This is a genomic window from Streptomyces sp. NPDC017991 (assembly GCF_044328075.1).
Classification (GTDB): domain Bacteria; phylum Actinomycetota; class Actinomycetes; order Streptomycetales; family Streptomycetaceae; genus Streptomyces.
This window is the reverse complement of the sequence record NZ_JBIRGP010000009.1, coordinates 436,625-462,625: the sequence shown is the minus strand read 5'-3', so window position 1 is coordinate 462,625 and position 26,001 is coordinate 436,625. Positions and strand designations below refer to the sequence as shown.

Sequence of the window (26,001 nt, the reverse complement as noted above, 5' to 3'; positions counted from 1 at the left end):
GCTGACCTGCGCGGGGGCGGGGTGGGGCGGGGCGGGGGTGGGGGCGGGAGGCGGGGAGGAGGGGGCTGGTGTGGCTTGTGGGGTGCGGTTGGCTGGGTGCTTGCCTGTCCTGTGGTGGGGGCGGGGGGGGGGGGGGGGGGGGGGGGGGGGGGGGGGGGGGGGGGGGGGGGGGGGGGGGGGGGGGGGGGGGGGGGGGGGGGGGGGGCGGGGGGGGGGGGGGGGGGGGGGGGGGGGGGGGGGGGGGGGGGGGGGCCCCCCCCCCCCCCCCCCCCCCCCGGGGGGGGGGCAAAGCGCAGGCGGGCAAGTGGTCTTGTGGAGACCGGGATTGTCCCGACTCTGTCACGTGATGGTGTTCGGGGCCGGCTGTGGGAACCCGGGCGGTCCGGGTTCGCCTCCTTGTCCGTGGTTCCTCCGCCACGGAGCGGAGCGGACCAGTTCCCATCACGAGACCCTGGAGCAGCCCGTGACAACGCCCGACGCAACAGCGAGGCGCACGCTGGTGGCCTGTGCCGCCCTGATGGTCGGCGCCCTGACTCTCACCTCTTGCAGCGGCGACGCCAAGGCCGACGACAAGGCCGGCGGGTCCGACGGGGCGCGGATCGTGATCTCCGCCAAGGACGGCTCCGCCGGGGCGTCGATCAACTCGACCGGTGTGAAGGTCAGCGACGGGAAGTTGACCGAGGTGAAGATGACCGAGTCGGCGACCGGGGCCGACGTGCCGGGGTCGGTCGCGGGGGACGGGAAGAGCTGGAAGCCCGAGAAGCGGCTGGAGCGGGGGACCGAATATCGGATATCGGCCACCGCCGAGGGTGGCGGTGGAAAGACCGTGGCGGCCGATTCCACCTTCACCACGGTATCCACGGACAACAGCTTCATCGGGACGTACACGCCCGACGGCGGAGCGAAGGTCGGGGTCGGGATGCCGGTGTCCTTCACCTTCGACAAGGCGATCACCAACAAGAAGGACGTCCAGTCGCACATCGAGGTGACGTCCAGCAGCGGGCAGAAGGTGGTCGGGCACTGGTTCGGGGCGCAGCGGCTGGACTTCCGGCCCAAGGAGTACTGGAAGGCCGGCTCCAGGGTCACGACCAAGGTCGACCTGGACGGGGTCGAGGGCGCGAACGGCGTCTACGGGGTGCAGGACAAGACGGTCGGTTTCACGGTGGGGCGTTCGCAGGTGTCCACCGTCGACGTCGACACGCAGACCATGAAGGTCGTGCGTGACGGGCGGACCCTGAGGACGGTTCCGATCTCGGCGGGCAGCGCGGACAACAGCACGTACAACGGGCAGATGGTGATCGCCGAGAAGTTCCGGCAGACGCGGATGAACGGGTCGACGGTCGGTTACGGCGGTGAGTACGACATCGCGGACGTCCCGAACGCGATGCGGCTGACGACGTCGGGGACCTTCATCCACGGCAACTACTGGTACGACAGGGGCAACCCGCCGTTCGGGAAGCAGGGCACCAGTCACGGCTGCGTCGGCCTCGCGGATGTGCAGGGCGCCGGGAGCGACACGAACGCCAAGTGGTTCTTCGACAACTCGCTCGTCGGGGACGTCGTGACCGTCAAGAACTCCCCCGACAAAACGGTCTCGCCGGAGAACGGGCTCAACGGCTGGAACATGGCATGGAGTGCATGGACCGCCGGAAGTGCCCTCTGACCTAAGGGTTTTGTGGTTTTCGCGGGCCGCGCGGGAACTTCTCCCGCGGCCCCGGCGTTTTTCGTGTGTACGTTTTCTCGGTTCCCGGACATGATGTCCGACCGAGGGGCTACGGTATGCACCCACAAGGTGACATGCAGCAACGCCGGGAGAAGCCTTGAGCGTTCCGTACGAGACGGCAGCGTACGAGCCACCCGAGTCGCCCGAGTCTCCGGAGGAGCATCTCGCGCGACTCCTCGGTCGCGCCCTGAACTCCTTCGAGCTGCCGGACGACACGATAGGGCGGCTCGACCGAGCGCTGGCTCACGACAGTTCACTGCACTCCGCGCACCACAGCGCGGGGCTGCACCGCGAGACGTATCGGCATACGTGGCTGCTGGCCGATGGGAGCGCGCTCACGCTCTGGGAGCTGGTCCACAACACCGCGCCGGGCCGCGACACCCAGCACGAGGTCTACGAGGACGAGGAAGAGCTGCGCACCGCGACGGCGCGCCTGCCGTTGCCCGTGGACACGCCCGACTTCGAACTGCCCCTCCTGGTGCGGCTGTCGGTCATTCCGGAACCGCTGCACGCCTATGTGCTGGACGACTCGGCGGACCATGGCCGGCGGCTGCTGCGTCGCGCCGAGAACGCGGACCGGCCGGGCGAGGACATGGCCGAGCTGCTGCGCAGGGCGTTCGCGCACCAGATCACCCAGGCCTTCGGGCGGCCGTGCCGGGCCGGCCGGAGGGGGCTGTGCTTCTCGCTCTACGAGCACGCGTTCCTGCTCGTGGACGGCCGCGAGCTGTCCCTGTGGGAGGTCGAGCACACGGCGACGCCCGACGGACGGCACATGTGTGAGGTGTACGCGTCGGAGGAGGACGCCCGGGAGGCCATGGAGCGCCGGGCCACCAACCTGCGCTGACGGAGAGTGGCGAGAGACGGCAGAGATACGTACAGGCACGGCCGTGGGGCCGGGGGGGGGGGCCGGGGCCCGGGGGGGGGGGGGGGGGCGGGGGGGGGGGGGCCCCCCCCCCCCCCCGCGGGGGGGGGGCGGGGGGGGGGGCGGGGGCGCCGCGCCCCCCCCCCCCCCGGGGGGGGCGGGGGGCCCCCCCCGGCCCCCCCCCCCCCGGGCCGGGGGGGGGGGGGGGCGCCCCCCCCCCCCCACGGCCGTGTGCCGGCTTCGCGGTGGAGCGCCTACGCCGCCACCGGCTCCTTCGGCTGCGGCGCCGTCGAGGCGTCGGCGGACTTCTTCGCACCGCCGTCGGGAGCCTGCTTGCGCATGCCCTTCAGGACGATGACCAGGCCGGCCGTGACCGCCGTGCCGGCCGCGATGGCCAGCAGGTAGAGGAACGGGCTGCCGATCAGGAAGGTGACCCAGATACCGCCGTGCGGGGCGCGCAGGGTCGAGCCGAACGCCATGGTCAGGGCGCCGGTGACCGCGCCGCCCGCCATCGAGGCCGGGATGACCCGCAGCGGGTCGGCGGCCGCGAACGGGATGGCGCCCTCGGAGATGAAGGACGCGCCCAGCACCCAGGCGGCCTTGCCGTTCTCCTGCTCGGCCGGGGTGAAGAGCTTCTTGCGGATGGTGGTCGCCAGCGCCATGCCGAGCGGCGGGACCATGCCCGCGGCCATCACGGCCGCCATGATCTTCATCGCGGAGTCGCTGGGGTCCTGCACGGCGATCCCGGCCGTGGCGAAGGCGTACGCGACCTTGTTGACCGGGCCGCCCAGGTCGAAGCACATCATCAGGCCGAGCAGGACGCCGAGCAGCACCGCGTTCGTGCCGGAGAGGCCGCCGAGCCAGTCCGTCATGGCCTTCTGGGCCTCGGCGATGGGCTTGCCGATCACGATCAGCATCAGGAAGCCGACGACGATGGACGAGACCAGCGGGATTACGACCACCGGCATGATGCCGCGCAGCACCGGCGGGATCTTGACCCGCTGGATGGCGAGGACCACCGCGCCGGCCAGCAGGCCGGCGACCAGGCCACCGAGGAACCCGGCGTTGATGTTGACCGAGATCATGCCGCCGACGAAGCCCGGCACGAGGCCAGGGCGGTCGGCCATCCCGTAGGCGATGTAGCCGGCGAGGACGGGGATCAGGAAGCCGAAGGCGACGCCGCCGATCTGGAACAGGAGTGCGCCCCAGCTGTCGATCTGGCCCCAGTCGAAGACCTCGGTGACCGGCTTGGCCTCGTTGATCTGGTAGCCGCCGATCGCGAAGCCCAGCGCGATCAGCAGACCGCCCGCGGCCACGAAGGGGACCATGTAACTCACGCCGGTCATCAGCCATTTGCGGAGTTTGGTGCCGTAGCCGTCGCCGGGGTCGCCCGCCCGGTCCACCGGGGTGCCGCCGGGCTTGGCGGCCGAGGTGGACTCGCCGCGTTCGGCCCTGCCGCGCACATCGGCGATCAGCTCGGCGGGCTTGTTGATGCCCGCCTTCACACCGACGTCGACGGTCGGCTTCCCGGCGAACCGGTCCTTCTCCCGTACGGGCACGTCGTGCGCGAAGATCACGCCGTCCGCCGCGGCGATGACGGCGGGGTCGAGCCGGGTGAAGCCGGCCGATCCCTGCGTCTCGACGACGATCTCGACGTCACCGGCCTCGCGGCCCGCCTTCTCCAGCGACTCGGCCGCCATGTAGGTGTGCGCGATACCGGTGGGACAGGAGGTGACGGCGACGATCCGGAACGGCTGCCGGCCAGGCCGCCCGCCTTCCCCGGCGTCGGCCGTGGGATCGGCGGCCGTGGGATCGGCGACTGCAGGATCGACGACTGCAGGATCGACGACTGCGGGATCGACGTCGGCCTCGGGACCGGCGGGGGCTGCGGGACCGGCAGGAGCTGCGGGCTCAGCGGGAGCTGCGGGTCCGGCGGGAGTTGCGGGTCCGGCGGTTGTCGAGGGATCGGGCTCGGCGACCGCCTCGGCGGGTTCGTCCCCGCGGATGAGCGCCGCCGCGGACGCCGCGTCGTCCACCGACCGCAGCGCGGTCGTGAACTGGGCGTTCATCAACTGGCGGGCCAGCGACGACAGGATCGTGAGGTGGGCGTCGTCCGCACCGGCCGGAGCGGCGATCAGGAAGATCAGGTCGGCGGGGCCGTCCGGCGCGCCGAAGTCGACCCCGGCCGGGCTGCGTCCGAAGGCCAGGGTCGGCTCGGTGACGTGCTCGCTGCGGCAGTGCGGGATGCCGATGCCGCCGTCGAGGCCGGTCGGCATCTGGGCCTCGCGGGCGGCGACGTCGGCGAGGAATCCGTCCAGGTCGGTCACCCGCCCCAGAGACACCATGCGCTCGGCGAGGGCACGCGCCGCCGCTTCCTTCGTATCGGCGGACAGGTCGAGATCGACCAGGTCCGCGGTGATCATCTCGCTCATCGCGGGCTCCTTCGCTCGCGTATCGCCCGGGGAGAGTTGTGGGCGAGGGTGGGGACGGGGACGGGGGTTGCTCCAGTTACCTCAGTTGCCTCAGACGCCCCAGTTGCCTGAGTTGCCCGAGTTGCTGCTGCGGTTACTGCGGGCACTGCGGTTACCGCTGGGTGTGCCGCGTGGGCTACACGGACCGCGTGGGTGTTCATGACGCCGGCTCCGTCAGTACGCGGTCGACCGGGATCTCCGCGGTGACCGTCACCGCGCCCGGATCGAGGTCCGCCGGGCTCGGCATCACGCTGCCCGGCAGCTGGACGGCCGCCGCGCCGTGCGCCACGGCGGAGGCGAGCGCGCCGGGCCCGCTGCCGCCGGCGATGAGGAAACCGGCGAGGGAGGAGTCGCCCGCGCCCACATTGCTGCGTACGACGTCGACGCGGGCGCTCGCGAACCACGCGCCGTCCTCGCCGACGAGCAACTGCCCGTCGGCACCGAGGGAGGCGAGCACGGCCCGCGCGCCCAGCTCCCGCAGTTCTTCGGCGGCCTTGACCGCGTCGCCGATCGTGGTGAGCGGGCGGCCGACCGCCTCGGCGAGTTCCTCGGCGTTCGGCTTGACGACGTCGGGCCGTTCGCGGAGGGCCGCGAGCAGCGCCGGCCCCGAGGTGTCCAGCGCGATGCGGGCGCCCGCCCGGTGGGCGCGGGCGACCAGTTCCGCGTACCAGGAGGGTGCGAGACCGCGGGGCAGGCTGCCGCAGCAGGCGATCCAGTCGGCGTCCCGGGACTGTTCGCGCACGGTCTCCAGGAGCGACTCCTCCTCGGCGGAGGTGAGTTCGGGCCCGGGTGCGTTGATCTTCGTCAGGACGCCGTCCGCCTCGGCGAGCGCGATGTTCGAGCGGGTCGCCCCTGCGACGGGGACCGGTGCGACCTCGATGCCCTGCGCGTCGAGCAGGTCGGCGACGAGCGCGCCGGGGGCGCCGCCCAGCGGCAGGACCGCGACGGTACGCCGGCCGGCCGCGGCGACGGCCCGCGAGACGTTGACGCCCTTGCCGCCCGGGTCCATGCGCTCTCCGGTGGCCCGGATGACCTCGCCGCGGTCGAGCGAGGGGACCTCGTACGTACGGTCGAGGGACGGGTTCGGGGTGACGGTGAGGATCATGCGCACTCGTTTCTGGCCACGCGGCACTCGGCTGGACGGGCGGCTCTCCGCCGGACGCACAGCACGTCCGTCAGACGCACAGCACGTCCGCTTGGACACGCAGCACGTCCGCTTGGACACGCAGTACGTCCGTTGAGGCGCACAGCACGTCGGTTTGGACGCGCCGCACGCCCGTCTAGACGCACAGCACTTCCGTGCCGCCGCGTTCGATGGCGGTGGCGTCTTCGGGGCTCAGCCCGCTGTCGGTGATCAGGAGGTCCACCTCGCCGAGGCCGCCGAAGCGCGCGAAGTGCTCCTGGCCGTGCTTCGCGGAGTCGGCGAGCAGCACCACGCGGCGGGCGGCGGCGAGGGCGGCGCGCTTCACGGCGGCTTCGGCGAGGTCGGGGGTGGTCAGGCCGTGTTCGGCGGAGAAGCCGTTCGCGGCGAGGAAGACCACGTCCGCGCGGATCTCCCCGTACGCCCGCAGCGCCCAGGCGTCGACCGCCGCGCGGGTACGGTGCCGGACCCGGCCGCCGATGAGGTGGAGCTGGACGCCGGGGTGGTCGGCGAGGCGGGCGGCGATGGGGAGGCTGTGCGTCACGACGGTGAGCGAGGCCTCCAGCGGGAGGGCGCCGGCGAGGCGGGCGACGGTCGTGCCCGCGTCGAGGATCATCGTGCCCTCTTCGGGCAGTTCGGCGAGGGCCGCCTTGGCGATGCGGTCCTTCTCGTCCGCGGCGGTGGTCTCGCGCTCGGCGAGGTCGGGCTCGAAGTCGAGCCGGCCGGCCGGTATGGCGCCCCCGTGCACGCGGCGCAGGAGTCCCGCCCGGTCGAGGGCCTTCAGGTCCCGCCGGATGGTCTCGGCCGTGACCTGGAACTCCTCGGCCAGCGACACCACGTCCACCCGTCCACCGTCACGTGCGAGCCGGAGGATCTCCTGCTGCCGCTCAGGTGCGTACATGCCCGTTCGCCTCCACTCCGTGCCCGAACCTGTGGTTTCATTCGCAGGCTACGCCCGCGTTTCGAGAAAGTAAACAGGTTCGGGCACGGATGTGGGCATGAACGGACATGGCTACATCGCTACATCGATCGCTGCCCGGTCGGCAGGAGTCGGCAGGACCGGAGCCGTCAGCTGACGAGTTCGGGCTCCTGCTCGTCGGCGGCTGCGGACGCGGTCGCCGCCGCGGGCGCGGCTTTCGTGGCTCCCGCTGCCTCCGTCGCCTCCGCGGCCTCCGCTGCCTCCGCTGCCTCCACGTGCTGGGCGGGGCCGCTTCGGGAGGGCGAACATCAGGAGGAAGATGACCGTCATCACGACGACGACCCAGACCAGCGCGTGCTGGAAGGCCTCGACGAACGCGGGGCCGACCTCCGGCGGAGCCAGGCGGTCGGACATCGCGCCGAAGAAGACGACGGAGACCAGGGCGAGGCCGAGGGCGTTGCCCATCTGCTGGACCGTGTTGATCAGGCCGGACGCCGAACCGGCGTGCTCGCGCGGCACCTCGGAGAGGACCGCGTCCGTCAGCGGGGCGACGATCAGCCCCATGCCGAGGCCCATCACGATCAGCGGGAGGGCCATCTGCCAGGAGGCGATGGACAGGCCGTACCGCTCGGACTCCCAGATGTAGAGCAGGACACCGGCGGCCATGGTGAGCGCGCCCGCCTGCAGCACCTTCCGGCCGAACCGCGGTACCAGCTTCTGCACCGAGAGACCGGCCGCCAGCGACACCGCGATCGAGAACGGTACGCCCGTCAGGCCTGCCCGCAGCGGGCTCCAGCCGAGGCCGGTCTGCATGTAGAGCGTCCAGATCAGGAAGAAGATGCCCAGGCCGATCCCGAAGACGGTCTGGACGGCGATGCCCGCCGCGAAGCTCTTCACCTTGAACAGGGAGAGTTCGACGAGCGGCGAACCGTCGCGCGCCGTCTTGCGCTTCTCGTACGCCACCAGCGCCCCGAAGACGACGAGGGAGCCGCCCATCGACACGTACCCCCAGGTCGGCCAGTCCAGCTCGCGTCCGCGGATCAGCGGGTACAGCAGCATCAGCAGACCGAGGGTGACCAGGGCGACGCCGACGAGGTCGAGCTTCAGGGCGCGCGGGGCCTTGGACTCGGTGATGAACTTCTGACCCAGGATCAGGCCCGCGATGCCCACGGGGAGGTTGATGAGGAAGATGGGCCGCCATTCCAGGCCGAAGAGGTTCCACTCCGTGAGCAGCGCGCCGAAGAGGGGGCCGGAGACCGCGCCCAGGCCCACGATCGCGCCGAACAGGCCGAAGACCTTGCCGCGTTCGTGCGCCGGGAAGGTGGCGTGCACGATCGACAGGACCTGCGGCACCATCAGCGCGGCCATCGCGCCCTGGAGGATCCGGGAGGCGACGAGCATGTCCGGGTTCACGGCGAAGCCGCAGAGGGCGGACGCGAGAGTGAAGCCGCCGATACCGACGAGGAAGAGACGCTTGCGGCCGTGGATGTCGCCCAGGCGTCCGCCGGTGATCAGGCCCGCGGCGAAGGCGAGCGCGTAGCCGGCGGTGATCCACTGGATCTGGCTGAACGTCGCGCCGGCGTCCCGCTGGATCGAGGGGATCGCGATGTTGACGATCGTCACGTCGACCAGGTCCATGAAGGCGGCGGTCATGACGATGGCCAGGGCGTACCAGCGGCGGCGATCCGCCGAGGCCGTTGCCGTTGCCTTTGCCGGCGTCGACGGGGTGGCCTCCCGGCCGGGGGGTGCGGGGGTGCTGCTTGGCGAGGTCATGGTCTGAAGGTAGGAGGGATGTAGGTCAGTTCGTGTCCTACTTGTGGGGCATGCTCGGGGCTGTCGGTGAGGGTTCAGGCGTGTGCGTATGGAGGGTGCGGTGCGTGGTGGCTGGTCGCGCAGTTCCCCGCGCCCCTGGGGCTGCACCCCTGGGGGCCGCGGCCCCCTGAAAGCGAAAAGACTGCGCCGTTCCCCGTGCCGTTGAGCGGTTCGACTAGAGGGAGATCCTATGAGTACGGACACTCCGGCGCGGCTGTTGCAGTTGCTGTCGCTTCTTCAGACTCCTCGGGAGTGGCCCGGTGGCGAGCTCTCGGAGCGGCTCGGGGTGTCCCGGCGGACCGTGCGGCGGGACGTCGACCGGCTGCGGGAGCTGGGCTATCCGGTGCGGGCGACCAAGGGTGCGGACGGCGGCTACCGGCTGGTCGCCGGGAAGGCCATGCCTCCGCTGGTCCTCGACGACGAGGAGGCGGTGGCGATCGCGGTGGGCCTGCGGGCCGGTGCGGGGCACGCCGTCGAGGGCGTCGACGAGGCCTCGGTCCGGGCGCTGGCCAAGCTCGAACAGGTCCTGCCGAGCCGTCTGCGCCACCGCGTCTCCACCCTGCAGGCCGCCACCACTCCCCTGACGACGGGCGACGGCGCCAGCATCGCGCCCGAGACGCTGACCACCATGGCCTCGACGATCGCGGGGCGGGAGCAGCTGCGGTTCGCGTACCGCGCGGGGGACGGGGCGGAGAGCCGGCGCCGGACGGAGCCCTACCGGCTCGTGTCGACCGGCCGCCGCTGGTATCTCGTCGCGTACGACCTCGACCGCGAGGACTGGCGTACGTTCCGGGTCGACCGGGTGTCCGAGCCTTTCGCGACCGGAGCGCGTTTCACGGAGCGCGAGCTGCCCACGGGGGACGCGGCCGAGTATCTGCGGCAGTCGATGTACCGGCGGCAGGAGACGTACGAGTTCGACGTGACGTTCGTGGCGCCGGCGGACTTCGTCACGGCGCGGCTGCCCGCGTGGCTGGGGGCGCCCGAGCCCATCGACGACCAGCGGTGCCGGTTGCGTGCCTCGTCGGGGGACGCGGTGGAGTGGATGGCCGTGCGGCTCGCGATGGTGGACTGCGAGTTCACCGTGCACGCGCCGGCGGAACTCGTGTCCTGTGTACGGGACTTGGGGGGACGGCTCAGCCGGGCCGTCAATCGCTAGAGGGCTGCGCGGGCGGCAGGGGGTGCCTGTTCCGGCGAACGGTGCGTCCGTCGGCACGGGTTCGCCTCCGTGACACAATGTGCCGCCTGGGTCACCCCGGGGTTCAGGTTCGGGGTGGCCCAGTCGTCGTGTCCGCAGGCCGCATGACCCCGAAGATGGAGCCGAGCCCCAGCGCCAGGGGGGGGAGGCGCCGGAGCTCGGCTCTGGAAGAGTCCCGGCACCGGGGGGAGTGCGTCGGGACTCGGCTTTGGGGGTCCTGGAGTTTGTGCCCCGGGACCGATGTGTTGAAGCGGCTGTAAACGGACTTCTGTGCGACCCGGTGAGCGGCTCCGACCAGCCGTGCCGTGAGGCATGGCCGACACGGTCCGCTCGTCCGTCCCGCGATAGGCTCGCATGCCCCCTAAACGAGGACCCATTCCCCTCGAAGAGGACCAGTTTTTCTCAGCTCGGACCGGGCCCCGAGCCAAGCCTCGAACCAGGCCTCGAACAGGGGCCTCGACCGGGGCGCCGCCGGAGCTCGGCGGCGGTTCTTCCCGCCGGTCGGGGCGAGCCGCCGGAGGGCTTCCCGGGGCTGAGGACGGCAGCCGCCTGAGGCTCTACGCCGCGGCGTCGAACCCCGTGGAGCGGGCCAGCTTCTTCAGTTCCATCAGCGCGTGCTTCTCGATCTGGCGGATGCGCTCACGGGTGAGGCCGTGCTCCTTGCCGACCTCGGTCAGCGTGCGCTCGCGGCCGTCGTCGATCCCGTACCGCATCTTGATGATGGAGGCGGTGCGCTGGTCGAGGCGGCCTATGAGGTCGTCCAGCTCCTCGCTGCGCAGCAGCGTCAGCACGGACTGCTCGGGCGACACGGCCGAGGTGTCCTCCAGCAGGTCTCCGAACTGGGTGTCGCCGTCGTCGTCCACCGCCATGTTCAGCGAGACCGGGTCGCGGGCCCAGTCCAGGACGTCGATGACGCGCTCCGGCTTGGAGTCCAGCTCCGCCGCGATCTCCGTGGGCTCGGGGTCACGGCCGTGCTCGCGGTTGAACTCGCGCTGCACACGGCGGATCCTGCCCAGCTCCTCCACCAGGTGGACGGGGAGCCGGATGGTGCGCGACTGGTCGGCGATGGACCGGGTGATGGCCTGCCGGATCCACCAGGTCGCGTACGTCGAGAACTTGAAGCCCTTGCGGTAGTCGAACTTCTCGACCGCGCGCACCAGGCCGGCGTTCCCCTCCTGGATCAGGTCCAGCAGGGGGAGGCCGCTGCGGGGGTAGCGGCGCGCTACCGCGACGACCAGGCGGAGGTTCGACTTGATGAAGACGTCCTTGGCCCGCTCGGCGTCGGCGACCAGCGCTTCGAGCTCTTCGTGGGAGGCCTTCACCTTGGTGTCGGTGGTCTCACCGTCGAGAAGCTGCCGCGCGAAGACGCCGGCCTCGATGGTCTGCGACAGCTCGACCTCCTTGGCGGCGTCGAGCAGCGGTGTGCGCGCTATCTCGTCGAGATACATGCCGACCAGGTCGCGGTCGGCGATCTCGCCGCCTACGACGCGAACACTGCGTGCCGCGTCGGTCTCGCCGGAGGCGGACTTACGACGGGCGACGGCACGGGTTGCCATGCGTGCTCCCTTGCGATGGTGGGCTTGCGGGTCCTGGTGGTGTCTTTGGTGGTGGCTCGGACACCCTCCCGAGTGCCCTGCTTCCGATGGAAACAACGACTGGAATCCGGACAGAATTCCCAACCCGGCCCTCGATTTTTCTGATCTTGCAGTACCCTGTGCCGCCATAAAAGGAGGCGCGGTGCCGTCGGAACGTACAGAGGTCCAGGTCAGGCCCGGAGTCGAAGCCGATCTGGGCGCCCTCACGGACATCTACAACCACTACGTCCGTGAGACGCCGATCACCTTCGACACAGCGGTCTTCACCCCGGAGGAGCGACGCCCTTGGCTGCTCTCTCACCGTGAAGACGGCCCGCATCGGCTGATGGTTGCCGTGGACGTGGACTCACAGCGGATTCTGGGGTACGCCACATCGAGCGAGTTCCGGCCGAGGCCCGCGTACGGGACGTCCGTGGAGGTGACGGTCTACCTCGCTCCCGGCGGGGGCGGCCGGGGCGTCGGCACGCTCCTCTACAAGGCCCTCTTCGAGGCGCTCGCGGACGAGGACCTCCACCGGGCGTACGCGGGCATCGCGCAGCCCAACGAGGCGTCCGTGCGGCTGCACGAGCGGTTCGGCTTCCGGCACCTCGGTACGTACCGGGAGGCGGGCCGGAAGTTCGGCCGGTACTGGGATGTGGCGCGGTACGAGAAGGACCTCTGAGACCCGGCCTCCGCGAGGGGGCAGGCGGTGCCCGTCAGCCGAACTGCACCGAGCGCTTGGCCAGGCCCAACCAGAAGCCGTCGATCACGGACCGCTGGGAGGCCAGGTCGCCGGAGGCGTCCGCCGCCCCCATGGTCACGAACAGCGGGGCGAAGTGCTCCGTGCGCGGGTGGGCCAGCTGCCCGGCCGGGGACTTGTGGAGGAAGTCGAGGAGGCCGTCCACGTCCGCGGAGTCGAGCGCCTGGTGGCCCCAGGCGTCGAACTCGGCCGACCAGCCGGGGATGCCGCCCTGGCGGAGGGCGGCGAGATTGTGGGTGAAGAAGCCGGAGCCGACGATGAGGACGCCCTCGTCGCGCAGGGGCGCGAGCTTGCGGCCTATCTCCATGAGGCGGACGGGATCGAGCGTGGGCATGGAGATCTGCAGGACCGGGATGTCGGCCTCGGGGAACATCTCCACGAGCGGGACGTACGCGCCGTGGTCCAGGCCGCGGTCCGGTATGTCCTGGACCGGGGAACCCGGGGCGCGCAGCAGCTTGCGGACGGACTCGGCCAGGGCGGGGGCGCCCGGGGCGTCGTACCGCACCTTGTAGTAGTGCTCGGGGAAGCCCCAGAAGTCGTACACCAGCGGGACGGGCGCGGTGGCGCCGAGGGCCAGCGGGGCCTCCTCCCAGTGCGCCGAGACCATCAGGATCGCCTTGGGGCGCGGGAGGTCGGCGGACCAGGCGGCGAGCTGGCCGGGCCAGATCGGGTCGTCGGCCAGGGGCGGGGCGCCGTGCGAGAGGTAGAGGGCGGGCATGCGCTCCACGGCGGGGCGTTCCTCGGTGGCTGCGGACATGACTGCGGCTCCCTCTTCTCCTGCGTGAGGTGATACTGCTCGAAGGACTACTGCTTGAACTATCAAGCTTTACTAGGCGGAGCCTACTCCCTACTTGTTTAAGATTCAAGAAGAGGCTCGTACAGTAGGTGTATGAACACGGCATCCGGTGACGAGCCGCGCTGGCTCAGCGACGAGGAACAGCGCACCTGGCGTGCGTTCATGCACGCGACCACGCTTCTTGAGGACCATCTCGACCGCCAGTTGCAGCGTGACGCGGGCATGCCGCACATCTACTACGGCCTGCTGGTGCAGTTGGTCGAGGCGCCGCGGCGGCGGTTGCGGATGACCGAGCTGGCGATGAAGGCGAAGATCACGCGGTCTCGGCTGTCGCATGCGATCGCCCGGCTGGAGAAGAACGGGTGGGTGCGGCGGGAGGACTGTCCGTCCGACAAGCGGGGGCAGTTCGCCGTCCTGACGGACGAGGGGTACGCCGTTCTTGAGCGGGTTGCTCCCGGGCATGTGGCCGCGGTGCGGCAGGCGCTGTTCGACCGGCTCACGCCGGAGCAGCGGAAGGCGCTCGGGGAGGCGATGCAGCTCATCGCGGAGGGGCTTCAGCCGGAGGGGGCGGGGGCGGATCTGCCGTGGCTGCGGTAGCGGACTGCGGGGGTTCGGCTCGGCGGGGGTGCGGCTCGGCGGGGGTTCGCCGCGGCCCGCGGACACGTTGCGGCCGACCGCGCCGTTCCCCGCGCCCCTTCGGGGCCCCGGCCGCTCTCGGGTGCGGGTGCGTGAGGGCTGAGCGCGCCGTTCCCCGCGCCCCTTCAGGGCCCCGGCCCGTTCTCGGGTGCGGGTGCATGAGGGCTGAGCGCGCAGTTCCCCGCGCCCCTTCGGGGCCCCCGGCCCGTTCTCGGGTGCGGGTGCGCGGGGGTTGGCCGCGCCGTTCCCCGCGCCCCTTTGGGGCGGGCGGCCGTGGCAGATGGGCGGGCCCCGTAAGGGGCGCGAGGAACTGCGCGGGCAACCCCCACCGGCTTGCAGACGCAAGACAGCCGCCACCCCCGTAAGGGGCGCGGGGAACTGCGCGGCCAGCCCCCGCCGGGCCGCAGACGCAAGGCAGCCGCCACCCCCGTAAGGGGCGCGGGGAACTGCGCAGGCAATCCCCACCGGCCGCACCCAGGCCGTGCACACCCGCCCCGCACCTCCCCTCCCCGCCGCGGAGCGCACCGCATGGATCTGCCCCGGCTCCATCACTCTCGGAGCCGGGGCAGATCGGGGTTCGTGCGTACGAAGGCGTCCCCACCCCTGCGTACGCACGAGGTCAGTGGGTGACCCAGTCGATTCCGGGCCCGCTCACCGCGAAGCGGCTAGTGGGCGATGACCGGCACCTTCAGGTCGTCCTCGGCTCCGTCGACGGACTCGGAGGCCGCGTTCATGTCCACACTGCCCGCGTTGACGAAGGTGAAGACGATCGCCGCGGCCGCCACGAGGATGCCGACCGCGAACCAGATCGCGTTGGTGTACCCGTGCACCTGCGCCTGCAGCTGCACGAGCTGCTGCTGGGACTGCGTGGTCGCACCGCCGATGTGGTCCTTGACGTACGCGGTCGTGGCCGAAGCGGCGATCGTGTTCAGCAGAGCCGTACCGATCGCGCCGCCCACCTGCTGCGAGGTGTTGACCATCGCGGAGGCGACACCGGAGTCACGGGGCTCGACACCCAGCGTGGCCAGGGACATGGCCGGCATGAACGCCGTACCCATGCCGAGACCGAGCAGCAGCATGCCGGGCAGGAGCACGCCGGCGTACGAGGAACCGATCTCCAGCCGGGTCAGCAGCAGCATGCCGAGCGCCGCGACCAGGAAGCCGGGACCCATCAGCAGCCGCGCCGGAACGCGGTTCATCAGCCGGGCGCCGATCTGCGTGGAGCCCGTGATCATGCCCGCGATCATCGGAAGGAAGGCGAAACCGGTCTTGACCGGCGTGTAGCCCTTCACGATCTGCAGGTAGTAGGTCAGGAAGAGGAACAGACCGAACATCGCGATGATCGCGAGGCCGAGCGAGAGGTAGATACCGCCACGGTTGCGCTCGGTGATGACGCGCAGAGGCAGCAGCGGGGCCTTGACCTTGGACTCGACGACGACGAAGGCCGCCAGGAGCAGCACCGACGCGACGAACAGGCCGATCGTGGTGGAGTCGGTCCAGCCCTCGGACTCGGCGCGCGTGAAGCCGTAGACGAGGGAGATCAGGCCGAGGGTGGACAGGACGACACCCGGGATGTCGAGCGGCGAGCGGTTGCGGCTGCCGACCGGCTCACGGATGACGAAGTACGCACCGGCCGCCGCGACGATCGCGAACGGGATGTTGACGAAGAAGGTCCAGCGCCAGTTCAGGTACTCGGTGAGGAAACCTCCGAGGATGAGGCCGACGGCGCCACCGCCACCGGCGATCGCCCCGTAGATGCCGAACGCCTTGGCGCGCTCCTTGGAGTCGGTGAACATCACCGCGAGCAGCGAGAGCGCCGCGGGCGCGAGCAACGCGCCGAAGGCACCCTGCAGGGCGCGGGAGCCGAGCAGCATCGCCTCGTTGGTCGCGGCGCCACCGAGCGCGGACGCGCCGGCGAAGCCGATCAGACCGGCGACGAAGGTGCGCTTGCGGCCCCACAGGTCGGCTATGCGGCCACCGAACAGGAGGAGTCCGCCGAAGGCGAGGGCGTAGGCCGTGATGACCCACTGCCGGTTGCCGTCGGAGATCCCGAGGTCCTGCTGGGCCGAGGGAAGGGCGATGTTCACGATGGTCGCGTCGAGCACGACCATCAGCTGGGCGAGCGCGATGAAGACCAGCGCTTTCCAGCGGTTGGAATCGGGAGCCGGCGCCTTGGCGGCGTTGGCCTGGACTGTTTCAGACATGGGAGTACCCACTTCAGGACCTCGTGGCGAAAAAACGTGACGGAAGGGACGGCTCGTCACCGGTGACGTCTTCGTCGACTTCGTTGTCGACGCCCTCCTCGACGTCCTTGTCGATGACGACCGGTGGTTTGTGGTGTGACTCGTGCGGTGTGAGTAGTGACTCGCGAAGTACGCGGATCTGATCGGTCGGCCGGACAGTTCGCTCAGTGAGCCGGTCGGTCGGTCGCTCGATCGGTCAGGCTCGTCGCAGGTCCTCCATGGTCGCGGCCGCACCGGGCAGTTCGGAGCGGGCGGGCGCCCGTAGCCCGTCCAGGAACAGCTGCAGGTGGCGGTGTACGAAGCGGTCCATGTTCGGGCACGCGGTACCGGGCAGTGGCCGGGTGAGCTGGCTGATGGCGATCATGAGGTCCCCGACGGCGACGTCCGGGCGGAGCTGGCCCGCCCGGCGGGCGCGCTCCATGAGCGTGTCGATCAGTTCCTCGACCCGCTCGCGCGAGGCGACCAGATCCGGGTGGTTCGCGTCGAAGGCCTCCGAGAGCATCGGGCACAGCGCGCCGATCCGCTCGTCGGCCGAAGCGTGCACGAACCGCGAGAGCGCCTCGAAGGCGTCACCGGTCTCGGCGAGCATCTGCTCGACCTGTTCCGAGACACGGTCCATGACCGAGCAGACGACCTCGCGCTGGAGGGCCGCCCGGTCCGGGAAGTTGCGGTACAGCGTGGCGTTGCCGATACCCGCCCGGCGGGCGATCTCGTCGAGCGGCACCTCGGGACCGAACTCGACGAACATCTCTCGTCCGGCGGCGACGATCCGCTCCCGGTTGCGCAGAGCATCGGCCCGCGGGCGGGGCACCTTGCGCTGGGCGACGGTTGCGGTCTCCACGGCGTACTCCTTCACGTTCTCTCAGTGGTTCGTGGTCGGTGGTTCGTGCTCGGTGGTTCGCGGTTCGTGACTCTTGCTCTTACGTGCTGCTGCTTGCCTGCTTCTACTTGCCTGCTCTTGCTCGCTCTTCTTGCTCTTGCTGGTTCTCGCCGTCCGGGCGATCCGGGGATCCGCTCCCCGTTTCACGCGGACACATGGCTAAACGGGGAGAGGGTCCCCGGTTATTTCCCGATCCTGAAGAGATTCACTGTGACCTGGGTCACAGGTTCCTCCTGGGGGGTTTGCGGCCCTCCGAAGGGCTCCATGTCTCCGCCCTCCTCCCACGATCGGTCTCCTCCAGCGCGCGCCCCCGCATCCGGCGGCACAGGGTGATCGGACAGGGTGCAGCCAGAAACGGCCGGCTGCCTGGAGCGAAGGGCTTCGCATGCAGCCGACCAGCCGCCGGATACGCCCGCGCCGCCGCACCGCAGCCCTCGTCTCGGTCACCGCCCTCACCCTGGCGGTCAGCACCTCCGCCGGGTCCGGACATCTGACGGCCGGCTCGACCTCGGCGGCGGGCCCCGTGGCACCGGCGGCCGGAACCACCTCCCCGCTCGGTCCCTGCATGATCACCGGCTCGACGGGCGTGCAGATGTCGGAGGGCATCCCCACCCCCGCGGGTTACGCCCGCTCCACCGGCGCCGTCCGCGCACTCAACCTGATGGTCGACTTCTCCGACGCGCCAGGGCAGGGCAAGGCGCTCGACCGCTTCGGCGAGTTCTTCCCGCAGACCACCGACTGGTTCCGCACCAGTTCGTACGGCCGTCTCGACTACCGTCCGCAGGCTCCGATAGGCGACTGGCTGCGGATGCCCAAACCGTTCAAGGGGTACGGGATAGAACGCGGCGCCCCCTTCGACCCCGGCTACCGCGAGCTGGTCCAGGACATCGTGAGCACCGCCGACCCCAAGGTGAACTTCCAGGACTACGACCTGCTGAACGTCCTGATCACCCCGAACGCCGGCCCCTCCGCCCTGGACACGGTCCTCTCCGTCACCTTCGCGGGCAACACCGAGGCGCCGATCGCGGACGGGGTGCCCGTCGCCAACGCGTCCTTCGTCTACAGCCGCCAGGACGACGGGTCCGGTACGTACGCCGAGACCGGTTACCGCGTACTCCCCCACGAGAACGGCCATGTCTTCGGACTGCCCGACCTCTACACCCAGGACGGCGGCGGCGCGGTCGGGCACTGGGACATCATGAGCGAGGACTGGGGGGCCGACAACGACCTGCTGGGCTGGCACAAGTGGAAGCTCGGCTGGCTCGACGACTCCCAGGTCGGCTGCGCGGCCTCGCCCGGCACGACCGAGCATGTGCTGACCCCGCTGACCGAGCCCGGCGACGGCGGCAAACTCGTCTTCGTCCCGGTCGACGCGAAGACGGGGTACGCGGTCGAGCTGCGCACCCGGGCGGGCAACGACGACTCGGTCTGCAAGTCGGGCGTACTGATCTACAAGGTGAACGCGGACGTCGACACCGGCCACGGCCCGATCTCCGTGGTCGACTCCACGAAGGACAGCGGCGGCTGCACCCGCAGCCCGAACGTCCACGCCGAACTCTCCGACGCCCCCTTCTCCCCCGGCCAGTACTTCAAGGACCTGGAGGCCGGCATCCGCATCACGATCGCGGGCACAGACCCCAAGGGCAACCACCGCGTGTACGTGACCCGCGGCGCCCAGTAGGGGCCCCCTCAGGGGCGCGGGGAACGGCGCAATCCTTTGCTTTGAGGGGCGCGGGGAACGGCGCGACCGCCCCCCCCACTCCCCACCGGGCCCGCAGGTCGCATACGCCCCCGCCCCGTCTTCCCACTCCCATTCATTACCGTGGTCGGCACACCGTAATGGGGAGCCATGCCACCGACCCACCTCACCCCGCCCGAGCCCGACGCGGTCGAACCCGCCGAGGCAGTAGCCCCGCTGATGCGCGGCATCACCGTGCTGCACCGCCTCACCGAGGCAGGCGGCACGCAGAGCCTCAGTGGCCTGGAGAAGACCACGGGGCTCGCCAGATCCACGGTGGACCGCATCGCGGCGACCCTCGCCCGGATGGGCTACCTGCGCCTGGACGGCCGCGACGCCGTACTCACCCCGCGGCTGATGGAGCTGGGCAACGCCTACCTCGCCGCGCTCCGGCTCCCCCGGCTGCTGGACACCCGGGCCGACGCCCTCGCGGACGAGCTGGACGAGTCGGTCTCCCTCGCGGTCGCCGACCGGGACGGCATCCGCTTCATCCACCAGGCCACACGTCGGCGCGCGATGTCCCTGAGTTTCCGTATCGGCGACCTCCTGCCGGCCGAACGGACCGCGCCGGGCCCGCTGTTCGCCACCGAGTGGACGCTGGAGGACTGGGCACGGTGGCGGGACAGACGGGCGGCGGACCCGCAGGACCGGGGCTTCCCGGCGGTACCCCCACGCGAACGCCGTGCCCGGGACGCGGAGTTCGAGGAACGGACCCATCAGGCGGGCACCCGGGGCTGGGCCCTCGACGACCAGCTGATCGAGCCGGGCCTGGTCGCCGTCTCGGTGCCCGTACGGGACCTACGGGACCTACGGGACCCACGGGACCGGGACGGCCGCGTCGCCTGTGTGGTGAGCGTGGTGAGCCACACCAGCCGGCACAGCGCGGAGTCCCTGCGGGAGACCATGCTGCCGCGCCTGCGGGCGACCGTACGCGCCATGGAACGGGATCTGCGCGAGGCGCCGGCCCTGCCGCCCGCCGCCCCCGCCGGGCTCGCCACCTGGACCGGAGCCTCGAAACAGGAACTGGGCCGGGAGTTCGTCGAGTCGCTGGCCCGCGGGCTGACCGTGATCACGGCGTTCGGCGAGGGACGGGCCGAGCTGACACTCACCGAGGTGGCGCAGGCGACGGGCCTCGCGCGGGCGACGGCACGGCGTGCGCTGATCACGTTGGAACACCTGGGGCATGTCACGGCCCACGGACGGCACTTCACGCTGACGCCCCGCGTCCTGTCGCTCGGCTTCCCGCCCCTCTCCCGTACGACGCTGCCGCAGATCGCGGCCCCGCACCTCGCCGATCTCGCGGGCCGACTGCACGACTCGGCGTCCCTCGCGGTCCTGGCGGGCGACGAGATCCAGTACACGGCCCGCGTCGCCACCAGCCGCATCATGAGCGTCAACATCACGGTCGGCACGCGGCTGCCGGCGTACGCGACCTCGCTGGGGCGGGTGATGATGGCGGACCTCTCCCCGGCCGGGCGGGGCCGGTTCCTGACCGGCCGCCTGGACGCGCTGACCCCGCACACGGTCACGGACCCGGCGGCCCTCGCGGCGACGCTGGATCGCGTACGGGAGGCCGGGTACGCCCTGGTGGACGGCGAGTTGGAGGAGGGCCTGCGGTCGATCGCGGCTCCGGTCCGGGACCGTACGGGGGCCGTCGTGGCCGCCGTGAACGTGGCCATGCACAGCTCTCGGCGGACGGTCGAGCGGTGTGTGGCCGAGGTACTGCCGGAGCTGTCGGCGACGGCCGGGCTGATCGAAGCGGACCTGCGGGTCGCGGGCCGCTTCACCCGCGTACCTGTCGCCTAGCCGGCGGGGTGGCCTACACCGGGTCGCGGGTCCCGTGCGGGCCCCGAAACGGGGTCGCGGGTCCCGTGCGGGCCCCGAAACGGGGTTGCGGGTCCCGTGCGGGTCAGCGGGGGCCGGCCGCGCAGTTCCTCGCGCCCCTGACATGCCGGGGGTCGGGTGCGGGCCCGGTGGGAACTGCGCGATCTTTGACGGGTGCCGGGATCACGCGCTCTGGCGGGATACCGACCGGTGCAGCGGCGATGCCACCTCCGGCGGCGCCATACCCTCCCGGCGGCGGCCCGAAGCGACCAGTTCCTTCAAGGTCGCCTCCGCCGCCAGGCGCGGCAGCAGCAGGGCCCAGAAGCGGGTCAGCATGGACTGGGAGAGCCACTGCGCGTTGCGACTGCCGAGCGCCCCGAATCCGACCGTGGCCGCGACCACCGCGTGCGCGGCGTCCTGCGGTGCCACGTCCCGCGCCAACGCGCCCTCCCTGGCCGCCTGCACCAGCAGACTCTCGACCCACGCCTGCCAGCGCCGCCGCAGATCCGCCCCGGGCACCGGCACGGGACTCTCGCTCAGGTCGAACCCGGCCCGCAGGATCACATCGTGCCGCAGCCCCCGCAACAGGGCGTGCGTCGTGTCGACCAGCACCTGCAGGGGACCCCCGCTCCCGGCGGCCTGCCCCCGCGCCGCACCCTCGTGGGTGATCTGGCGCAGCCGCTGCGCCGCCGCCTCCCACACCGCCGCGGTCAGTGCCGCCTTGCTGGCGAAGTGGAAGTGCAGCGCGCCGTTGCTGACACCGGCGCGGGTACTGATCGTGGATAAGGACACGACATCGAAGCCGTCCTTACTGAAGAGTTCGGCCGCCGATTCGATCAACGCGCTGCGCGTACGCACCGCTCGCTCCTGCTGGGCCATCAGAACGCTCCGTTGCTGCGAGGGCATGCCGGAAAGGCAACACCACGATAACAAACCGCGTGGGCGGTTTCTATAGTGCGGGCGTGATTGGCGCCAGCAGCACCGGCAGTGAGCCGTAGCCGTTGACGATGAAGGACTCCACGGGCTCGATCCCGTCCACGGGTACCGCCAGGGACAGTTGGGGAAAGCGTTCGAACAGCGCGGCCACCGCCACCCCCGCCTCGATCCGCGCGAGCGGGGCCCCCAGGCACCGGTGGACCCCGTGCCCGAAGGCCAGGTCCTCACGCCGGCCGGGCCGCAGCACGTCGAAGACGGCGACATCGCTCCCGTACGCCTCGGGATCGCCGGAAGCCGCGGCGAAGGAGACGAGTATGGGGTCCCCCTGACGGATCACCACCGGGTCCGCCCCGGGCCCGCTCTCCTCCAGCGTGATGTCGTCGACCGCGAACCGCATCGGCGAGTACGCCGCCGGGCTGTGCACGCGCAGCGTCTCGTCCACCGCCTCCGCCCAGGTCGCCCGCCCCTCGCGTACGTGGGCCAGTTGGCCGGGGTGCACGAGCAGCGCTCCGACGGCGTTGGTGATGAGGGTGCAGGTCGTCTCCTGGCCTGCGGCGATCATGAGGTAGAGGGTGCCGAGGAGTTCCTGCTCGCTGAGCCCGCCGTCCTGGTCGCGGGCCTCGATCAGCGCGGACGTCAGATCGCCGCCGGGGCGGTCCCGCTTCTCGGCGACGAGCTGCGCCAGCATGCCGAAGACCTCCACCTGCGCGGCGGCCATCTCCACGGCGGGTACCGCGGTGCCGAACACCAACTCCAGTGCTGTGCACAGGGGTTCGCGCGCCTCCTCCGCCACCCCGAACAGCTCGCAGATCACCCGCATCGGCAGCAGCTTGGCGAACTCGGTCCGCAGGTCGATCCGTTCACCCGCGGGGTGGGCGGCCAGGTCGTCCAGCAGCCCGGCCGCGAGTTCCGCGATCCGCGGGCGCAGGGCCTCGCTCCGGCGTGCGGTGAACGCGCCCGCGACCAGCCGTCGCAGCCGGGCGTGGTGCTCTCCGTAGGCGAACAGCATGTTCTCGTTGGCGACCCACGGATACAGCGGCCACTCGGCGTCTATCCGCCCGTCGACGAAGGCGGGCCAGTGCTGCCTGGCGTCCTTGGACACCCTCGGATCGAGGAGCAGCTGCTTGACGTACTTCTGCCGTACGACCGCCCAGGCGGCCACCTTGCCCGGCAGCTCCACCGCGGCCACCGGCCCTCGCGAGCGCAGCTTCTCGGCCTCCGAGGCAAGATCACGTCCCGTCACGTCCAACGCGTACGGGCAAGCGGGCATATCCATCCGTGCACTCCGTTCGGTAGGTCGGTCGCACGCCCCGCCGACACGGGGAGTTGTCTTACCGGGCGTCTCATCGGGGCGGCTCACAGGGGATCTCGCCGACGATCTCGCTGCGGGATCCCTCTCACGGATCCCTCTCACGGATCCCTCTCAGGGATCTCGCCGAGGCGCCCGGCCGGGGCGTCTCACTGGACGGCGGTCACGGCCTCCGCCGCCGACACGGTCCGCGCCCCCTTCTTCCCGGTCCCTTCCGCCGCCTCCCCCACGGCCTCACCCTCGCCCTCGGGATCACTCTCCGAGTCGGGGTCGACCCCGGCTTCCGCTTCCGCCTCCGCCTCCATCTCCGTCTCCGTCTCCGTCTCGGCCTCGCGCAGCCGCATGGCGTCCACGTAGACGCGGGCCGCCCGTTCCGACGAGAAGTCCAGCCGCACGAGGATCCCCGGCACCGCGATCGACGGCATCAGATGCCGGTAGAGGTCGGCCACCCGCTCGGCCAGGTCCGCGCGGCCGGTCATGATCCGCGACAGCACCTGCACGCCGGTGAACGCGCCGACGAACAGCTTGGCCAGCGCGTCCACATCGGCGTGCGGCAGTACTTCGCCCCTGGCCTTGGCCTCCCGGAAGAGGGCGTGGGTGTGCTCCTGCCAGGCCTGCATGGGCACCCGGCGGTTGAGATGGTCCTTGGGTGAGCCCTGGTCCACCGTCAGCCGCACGCTGCCCTGGACGATCGGGTCCCCGGTGTCCTGCTTGAGCAGATACGCGAGCAGCAGCGCCTCGTCCAGCGACTGCTGCAGCTTCAACTCCTGTTCGGGCACGCGCGGCAGGGAGTCGACCTGTCCCGCGAGGACCGCCTGGGCGAGCTCCTCCTTTGAGGTGAAGTGGAAGTAGAGGGCGCCTTTGGTCATGCCGGACTTCTTGAGGACGTCCGAGATGGTCGCCGCCTCGTATCCGACCTCGTCGAACACCTGGGCCGCCGCGACGAGAATCGCGCGTCGCGTCCGAATGGCTCGCTCTTGCCGCGCCACGGGGAACCTCCGTACCATCCCGGTCACCGGGAAAAGAGACCATGAGGTCTGTACCGTATGCCGACGACCTCGCGGCACAGAATAAAACCAGCCGAACGGTTTCTCAAGGATTCCTCCGGCTCGAACTCGTCGTGCCGCACTGAGCTGCGGGGGTAAGGGGATATCACCCTCGATGCTCCCCCGCGCTCCCCCGGCGCTCCCCCGTGCTCCCAGGTCGCACCTCTGCACCCTCCCGGCACCTTGAAAAGAAAACCGGTTGGTACGTATCTTTGTGGGGCAGTGGTCCGCATCCGACCAGTCCCACAGCCTGGGGAGTTCGATGTCCGTGCCCGCACACACGAAGACCCACCCCGTCGCCGACGAACTGGCCCGGCTCCTCTTCGAGGGCGCCGACCGCGAGCGCGTCCACGGGGCCTGGCGCCGGCTCGTCCGTGGCAGGGAATTCGCCTACCGTGCGGGGTTGTCGCCGCAGGAGCGGACGGCTCTCTCGTACGAGCGGCTGCGGCTGCTGAACGAGGCGGTGGGCGACCCGGTGGAGCTGACGGCCGATCCGTACCGCCTCGCGGGTCTGCACGAGTGGACGGGTCCGGTGGACGGCGGGCTGACCACGCTCGCGAGCATCCACTACAACCTCTTCCTCGGCAGCGTCCTCGACCATGACGGCGCCCGCGAGAGAGACCTCTCCCCTTTTACTTCCCTACAGAGCACAGGAACGTTTCTCTGCACGGAGTTGGAGCACGGCAACGACGTGGCGTCGATGGAGACGACCGCGGTGTTCGACCGGGCGACGGGCGGCTTTCGGCTGACCACGCCCACCGAGGGCGCGCAGAAGTTCATGCCCAACACCAGCCTGACCGGGGGCCCCAAGACGGCCGTGGTCGCGGCCCGCCTCCTCGTCGACGGTGCCGACCGGGGAACGTTCCTCTTCCTGACCCCGCTCAGCGACGAGAGCGGCCACCTTCCCGGCGTACGGGTCCGTCCGCTGCCCCAGCGCACCGGCACCCCCGTCGACCACTGCCTCACCGCGTTCGACCAGGTGTGGCTGCCGCGCCAGGCCCTGCTGGAGGCCGAGCACGGGCGGTTGTCCGCCGACGGGACCCTGACCAGCAGCCTCGGCAACAGACGCAAGCGGCTCCTGCGCTCCATCAACCGCGTCACCATGGGCAAACTCTGCATGAGCGCCGGCACCCTCGGCATGTCCCGGGCGGCACTGACGATCGCGGTGCGTTACGCCCACAGCCGTCTGCTGGCCGGCCCGAAGGCGGGCGAGCGCATCCCGCTGGCCGCCCACCGCAGCCACCACGGCCGGCTGCTGCACGCGCTGGCCACGGCGTACGCGATGACGTTCCTGCACCGGGCGACGGTGAGCCTTTTCGCCGCGCGCGCCGAGGAGGACCGGGAGGAGGTGGAGCGTGAGGTGGCCGTGTCCAAGGGGTGGATCACCTGGCAGGCGCGGGCGATCACGACCGAGTGCCGCGAACGGTGCGGCGCGCAGGGGCTGTTCCCGGCCAACGGCCTGGCCGACCTCCCCCTCAACATCGAGGGCGGCATCACCGCCGAGGGCGACAACCTGGTGATCTGGGTGAAGGCCGCGTCCGAGATGGTCTTCGGGCATCAGGTGGCGCGGACCGGCGGCGCCCCTGGTGCTCCCGTTGCTCCCGCTGCTCCCGCCGACCGGGAGATCACCGAGCTGCCCTTCCTGCGTGACCTGCTGGCCGATGTCGAGCGCATCTGGCAGGACCGGGCGCGTGCGGCCCTGCGCGAGGGTCCCTCGGGCGACCCGGTCGGCCGCTGGAACGTGACCTCGGAGGCGGCCCTGGAGATGGTCTCCGCGCACGCCCGCCTCCGGGCGGCGGACGCGTTCCTGGCCGCGATCGCCCGGACGGCGGATGCCCGGGCGGGCCATCTGATGCGGAACCTGTGCCGGTTGTTCCTGCTGCGGCAACTCGCCGCGCACACCGGTGACTTGCTGGCCGAGGGCCGCGTCACGGCCGATCACGTACGCGGTCTGCCGAGGGCCGTCGACACGGTTCTGGGGGATCTGGCGCCGCATCTGATGACACTGGTCGACGCGTTCGACCTGCCGGCGGAGGTCCTGTCCAGCATCCCGATCGCCAGCGGGGGGTATGTCGGCGGGGCCGACGTGTGTGATGGCTTGGTGGGGGTGGGGGGACGATGAGGGGCGGGGGCCGG

Annotated in this window: 18 protein-coding genes and 1 pseudogene; 8 read left to right on the top strand and 11 right to left on the bottom strand. The window is 71.2% G+C overall.

What is annotated here, in order from left to right:
• Positions 1–463 precede the first annotated feature (463 nt).
• Together ACH4DZ_RS27420 and ACH4DZ_RS27415 are read left to right on the top strand one after the other, a co-directional pair.
• Complete coding sequence (locus ACH4DZ_RS27420; protein WP_398289982.1) at positions 464–1,663, top strand: Ig-like domain-containing protein; 1,200 nt, start codon at positions 464–466, stop codon at positions 1,661–1,663.
• A 157-nt stretch (positions 1,664–1,820) separates the two neighbouring features.
• A complete protein-coding gene (locus tag ACH4DZ_RS27415; protein ID WP_398289981.1) occupies positions 1,821–2,567 on the top strand; it encodes a DUF6227 family protein in 747 nt (248 codons plus the stop codon).
• A 272-nt stretch (positions 2,568–2,839) separates the two neighbouring features.
• Here ACH4DZ_RS27415 and ACH4DZ_RS27410 read toward each other — a convergent pair whose 3' ends face one another.
• The 4 genes from ACH4DZ_RS27410 to ACH4DZ_RS27395 form a co-directional block, all read right to left on the bottom strand.
• Positions 2,840–5,017: a fructose-specific PTS transporter subunit EIIC gene (locus tag ACH4DZ_RS27410; RefSeq protein WP_398289979.1), complete on the bottom strand. Its 2,178-nt coding sequence runs from the start codon at positions 5,015–5,017 to the stop codon at positions 2,840–2,842.
• Positions 5,018–5,213: 196 nt separating this feature from the next.
• Positions 5,214–6,161 (bottom strand): 1-phosphofructokinase, encoded by a 948-nt coding sequence (gene pfkB / locus ACH4DZ_RS27405; protein WP_398289978.1) that lies wholly within the window; start codon positions 6,159–6,161, stop codon positions 5,214–5,216.
• A 175-nt stretch (positions 6,162–6,336) separates the two neighbouring features.
• A complete protein-coding gene (locus ACH4DZ_RS27400; protein WP_398289977.1) occupies positions 6,337–7,098 on the bottom strand; it encodes a DeoR/GlpR family DNA-binding transcription regulator in 762 nt (253 codons plus the stop codon).
• A 111-nt stretch (positions 7,099–7,209) separates the two neighbouring features.
• Positions 7,210–8,889, bottom strand: a complete 1,680-nt coding sequence (locus ACH4DZ_RS27395) for an MFS transporter (RefSeq protein ID WP_398289976.1) — start codon at positions 8,887–8,889, stop codon at positions 7,210–7,212.
• A 229-nt stretch (positions 8,890–9,118) separates the two neighbouring features.
• Between ACH4DZ_RS27395 and ACH4DZ_RS27390 the strand changes: the two genes are divergently transcribed.
• Positions 9,119–10,084 (top strand): helix-turn-helix transcriptional regulator, encoded by a 966-nt coding sequence (locus ACH4DZ_RS27390; protein ID WP_398289975.1) that lies wholly within the window; start codon positions 9,119–9,121, stop codon positions 10,082–10,084.
• 596 nt (positions 10,085–10,680) lie between these two features.
• On the opposite strand, the gene ACH4DZ_RS27385 is transcribed toward ACH4DZ_RS27390, so the two are convergent.
• Positions 10,681–11,679, bottom strand: coding sequence for an RNA polymerase sigma factor RpoD/SigA (locus tag ACH4DZ_RS27385; RefSeq protein WP_398289974.1), 999 nt, complete (start codon positions 11,677–11,679; stop codon positions 10,681–10,683).
• A gap of 181 nt (positions 11,680–11,860) precedes the next feature.
• On the opposite strand from ACH4DZ_RS27385, the gene ACH4DZ_RS27380 reads away from it, so the two are divergent.
• The gene (locus ACH4DZ_RS27380; protein WP_398289973.1) at positions 11,861–12,379 is read left to right on the top strand and encodes a GNAT family N-acetyltransferase; all 519 of its coding nucleotides are present in this window, start codon (positions 11,861–11,863) and stop codon (positions 12,377–12,379) included.
• Positions 12,380–12,413: 34 nt separating this feature from the next.
• Here ACH4DZ_RS27380 and ACH4DZ_RS27375 read toward each other — a convergent pair whose 3' ends face one another.
• Complete coding sequence (locus tag ACH4DZ_RS27375) at positions 12,414–13,214, bottom strand: dioxygenase (RefSeq protein ID WP_398289972.1); 801 nt, start codon at positions 13,212–13,214, stop codon at positions 12,414–12,416.
• A gap of 132 nt (positions 13,215–13,346) precedes the next feature.
• Here ACH4DZ_RS27375 and ACH4DZ_RS27370 point away from each other — a divergent pair, with 132 nt between their 5' ends.
• A complete protein-coding gene (locus ACH4DZ_RS27370) occupies positions 13,347–13,850 on the top strand; it encodes a MarR family winged helix-turn-helix transcriptional regulator (protein ID WP_398289971.1) in 504 nt (167 codons plus the stop codon).
• A gap of 704 nt (positions 13,851–14,554) precedes the next feature.
• On the opposite strand, the gene ACH4DZ_RS27365 is transcribed toward ACH4DZ_RS27370, so the two are convergent.
• The gene (locus tag ACH4DZ_RS27365; RefSeq protein WP_398289969.1) at positions 14,555–16,093 is read right to left on the bottom strand and encodes an MFS transporter; all 1,539 of its coding nucleotides are present in this window, start codon (positions 16,091–16,093) and stop codon (positions 14,555–14,557) included.
• A gap of 235 nt (positions 16,094–16,328) precedes the next feature.
• Positions 16,329–16,973, bottom strand: coding sequence for a TetR/AcrR family transcriptional regulator (locus ACH4DZ_RS27360; RefSeq protein ID WP_398289968.1), 645 nt, complete (start codon positions 16,971–16,973; stop codon positions 16,329–16,331).
• Positions 16,974–17,397: 424 nt separating this feature from the next.
• On the opposite strand from ACH4DZ_RS27360, the gene ACH4DZ_RS27355 reads away from it, so the two are divergent.
• Both ACH4DZ_RS27355 and ACH4DZ_RS27350 read left to right on the top strand, forming a co-directional pair.
• Positions 17,398–18,693, top strand: a complete 1,296-nt coding sequence (locus tag ACH4DZ_RS27355) for a M6 family metalloprotease domain-containing protein (RefSeq protein WP_398289967.1) — start codon at positions 17,398–17,400, stop codon at positions 18,691–18,693.
• A gap of 168 nt (positions 18,694–18,861) precedes the next feature.
• Positions 18,862–20,556, top strand: a complete 1,695-nt coding sequence (locus ACH4DZ_RS27350) for an IclR family transcriptional regulator C-terminal domain-containing protein (RefSeq protein ID WP_398289966.1) — start codon at positions 18,862–18,864, stop codon at positions 20,554–20,556.
• A 201-nt stretch (positions 20,557–20,757) separates the two neighbouring features.
• Here the strand turns inward: ACH4DZ_RS27350 and ACH4DZ_RS27345 are convergent, their stop codons facing one another.
• The 3 genes and pseudogenes from ACH4DZ_RS27345 to ACH4DZ_RS27335 form a co-directional block, all read right to left on the bottom strand.
• Positions 20,758–21,480 carry a ScbR family autoregulator-binding transcription factor gene (locus ACH4DZ_RS27345; RefSeq protein WP_398289965.1) on the bottom strand — a complete coding sequence of 241 codons (723 nt, stop codon included), beginning with the start codon at positions 21,478–21,480 and terminating at the stop codon, positions 20,758–20,760.
• A gap of 43 nt (positions 21,481–21,523) precedes the next feature.
• Positions 21,524–22,786: a cytochrome P450 gene (locus tag ACH4DZ_RS27340; protein WP_398289964.1), complete on the bottom strand. Its 1,263-nt coding sequence runs from the start codon at positions 22,784–22,786 to the stop codon at positions 21,524–21,526.
• Between the two features lie 350 nt (positions 22,787–23,136).
• Positions 23,137–23,808: pseudogene (locus tag ACH4DZ_RS27335) on the bottom strand (ScbR family autoregulator-binding transcription factor); the annotation flags it as partial.
• Between the two features lie 319 nt (positions 23,809–24,127).
• Between ACH4DZ_RS27335 and ACH4DZ_RS27330 the strand changes: the two are divergent.
• Positions 24,128–25,987, top strand: coding sequence for an acyl-CoA dehydrogenase (locus ACH4DZ_RS27330; RefSeq protein ID WP_398289963.1), 1,860 nt, complete (start codon positions 24,128–24,130; stop codon positions 25,985–25,987).
• Positions 25,988–26,001: the final 14 nt, after the last annotated feature.

Excerpts from the sequence above, each read along its gene's own strand:
- ACH4DZ_RS27410 (WP_398289979.1), bottom strand. The coding sequence starts at position 5,017 with ATGAGCGAGATGATCACCGCGGACCTGGTCGATCTCGACCTGTCCGCC.
- pfkB (WP_398289978.1), bottom strand. The coding sequence starts at position 6,161 with ATGATCCTCACCGTCACCCCGAACCCGTCCCTCGACCGTACGTACGAG.
- ACH4DZ_RS27400 (WP_398289977.1), bottom strand. The coding sequence starts at position 7,098 with ATGTACGCACCTGAGCGGCAGCAGGAGATCCTCCGGCTCGCACGTGAC.
- ACH4DZ_RS27395 (WP_398289976.1), bottom strand. The coding sequence starts at position 8,889 with ATGACCTCGCCAAGCAGCACCCCCGCACCCCCCGGCCGGGAGGCCACC.
- ACH4DZ_RS27390 (WP_398289975.1), top strand. The coding sequence starts at position 9,119 with ATGAGTACGGACACTCCGGCGCGGCTGTTGCAGTTGCTGTCGCTTCTT.
- ACH4DZ_RS27385 (WP_398289974.1), bottom strand. The coding sequence starts at position 11,679 with ATGGCAACCCGTGCCGTCGCCCGTCGTAAGTCCGCCTCCGGCGAGACC.
- ACH4DZ_RS27375 (WP_398289972.1), bottom strand. The coding sequence starts at position 13,214 with ATGTCCGCAGCCACCGAGGAACGCCCCGCCGTGGAGCGCATGCCCGCC.
- ACH4DZ_RS27370 (WP_398289971.1), top strand. The coding sequence starts at position 13,347 with ATGAACACGGCATCCGGTGACGAGCCGCGCTGGCTCAGCGACGAGGAA.
- ACH4DZ_RS27365 (WP_398289969.1), bottom strand. The coding sequence starts at position 16,093 with ATGTCTGAAACAGTCCAGGCCAACGCCGCCAAGGCGCCGGCTCCCGAT.
- ACH4DZ_RS27355 (WP_398289967.1), top strand. The coding sequence starts at position 17,398 with ATGCAGCCGACCAGCCGCCGGATACGCCCGCGCCGCCGCACCGCAGCC.
- ACH4DZ_RS27350 (WP_398289966.1), top strand. The coding sequence starts at position 18,862 with ATGCCACCGACCCACCTCACCCCGCCCGAGCCCGACGCGGTCGAACCC.
- ACH4DZ_RS27345 (WP_398289965.1), bottom strand. The coding sequence starts at position 21,480 with ATGCCCTCGCAGCAACGGAGCGTTCTGATGGCCCAGCAGGAGCGAGCG.
- ACH4DZ_RS27340 (WP_398289964.1), bottom strand. The coding sequence starts at position 22,786 with ATGGATATGCCCGCTTGCCCGTACGCGTTGGACGTGACGGGACGTGAT.
- ACH4DZ_RS27330 (WP_398289963.1), top strand. The coding sequence starts at position 24,128 with ATGTCCGTGCCCGCACACACGAAGACCCACCCCGTCGCCGACGAACTG.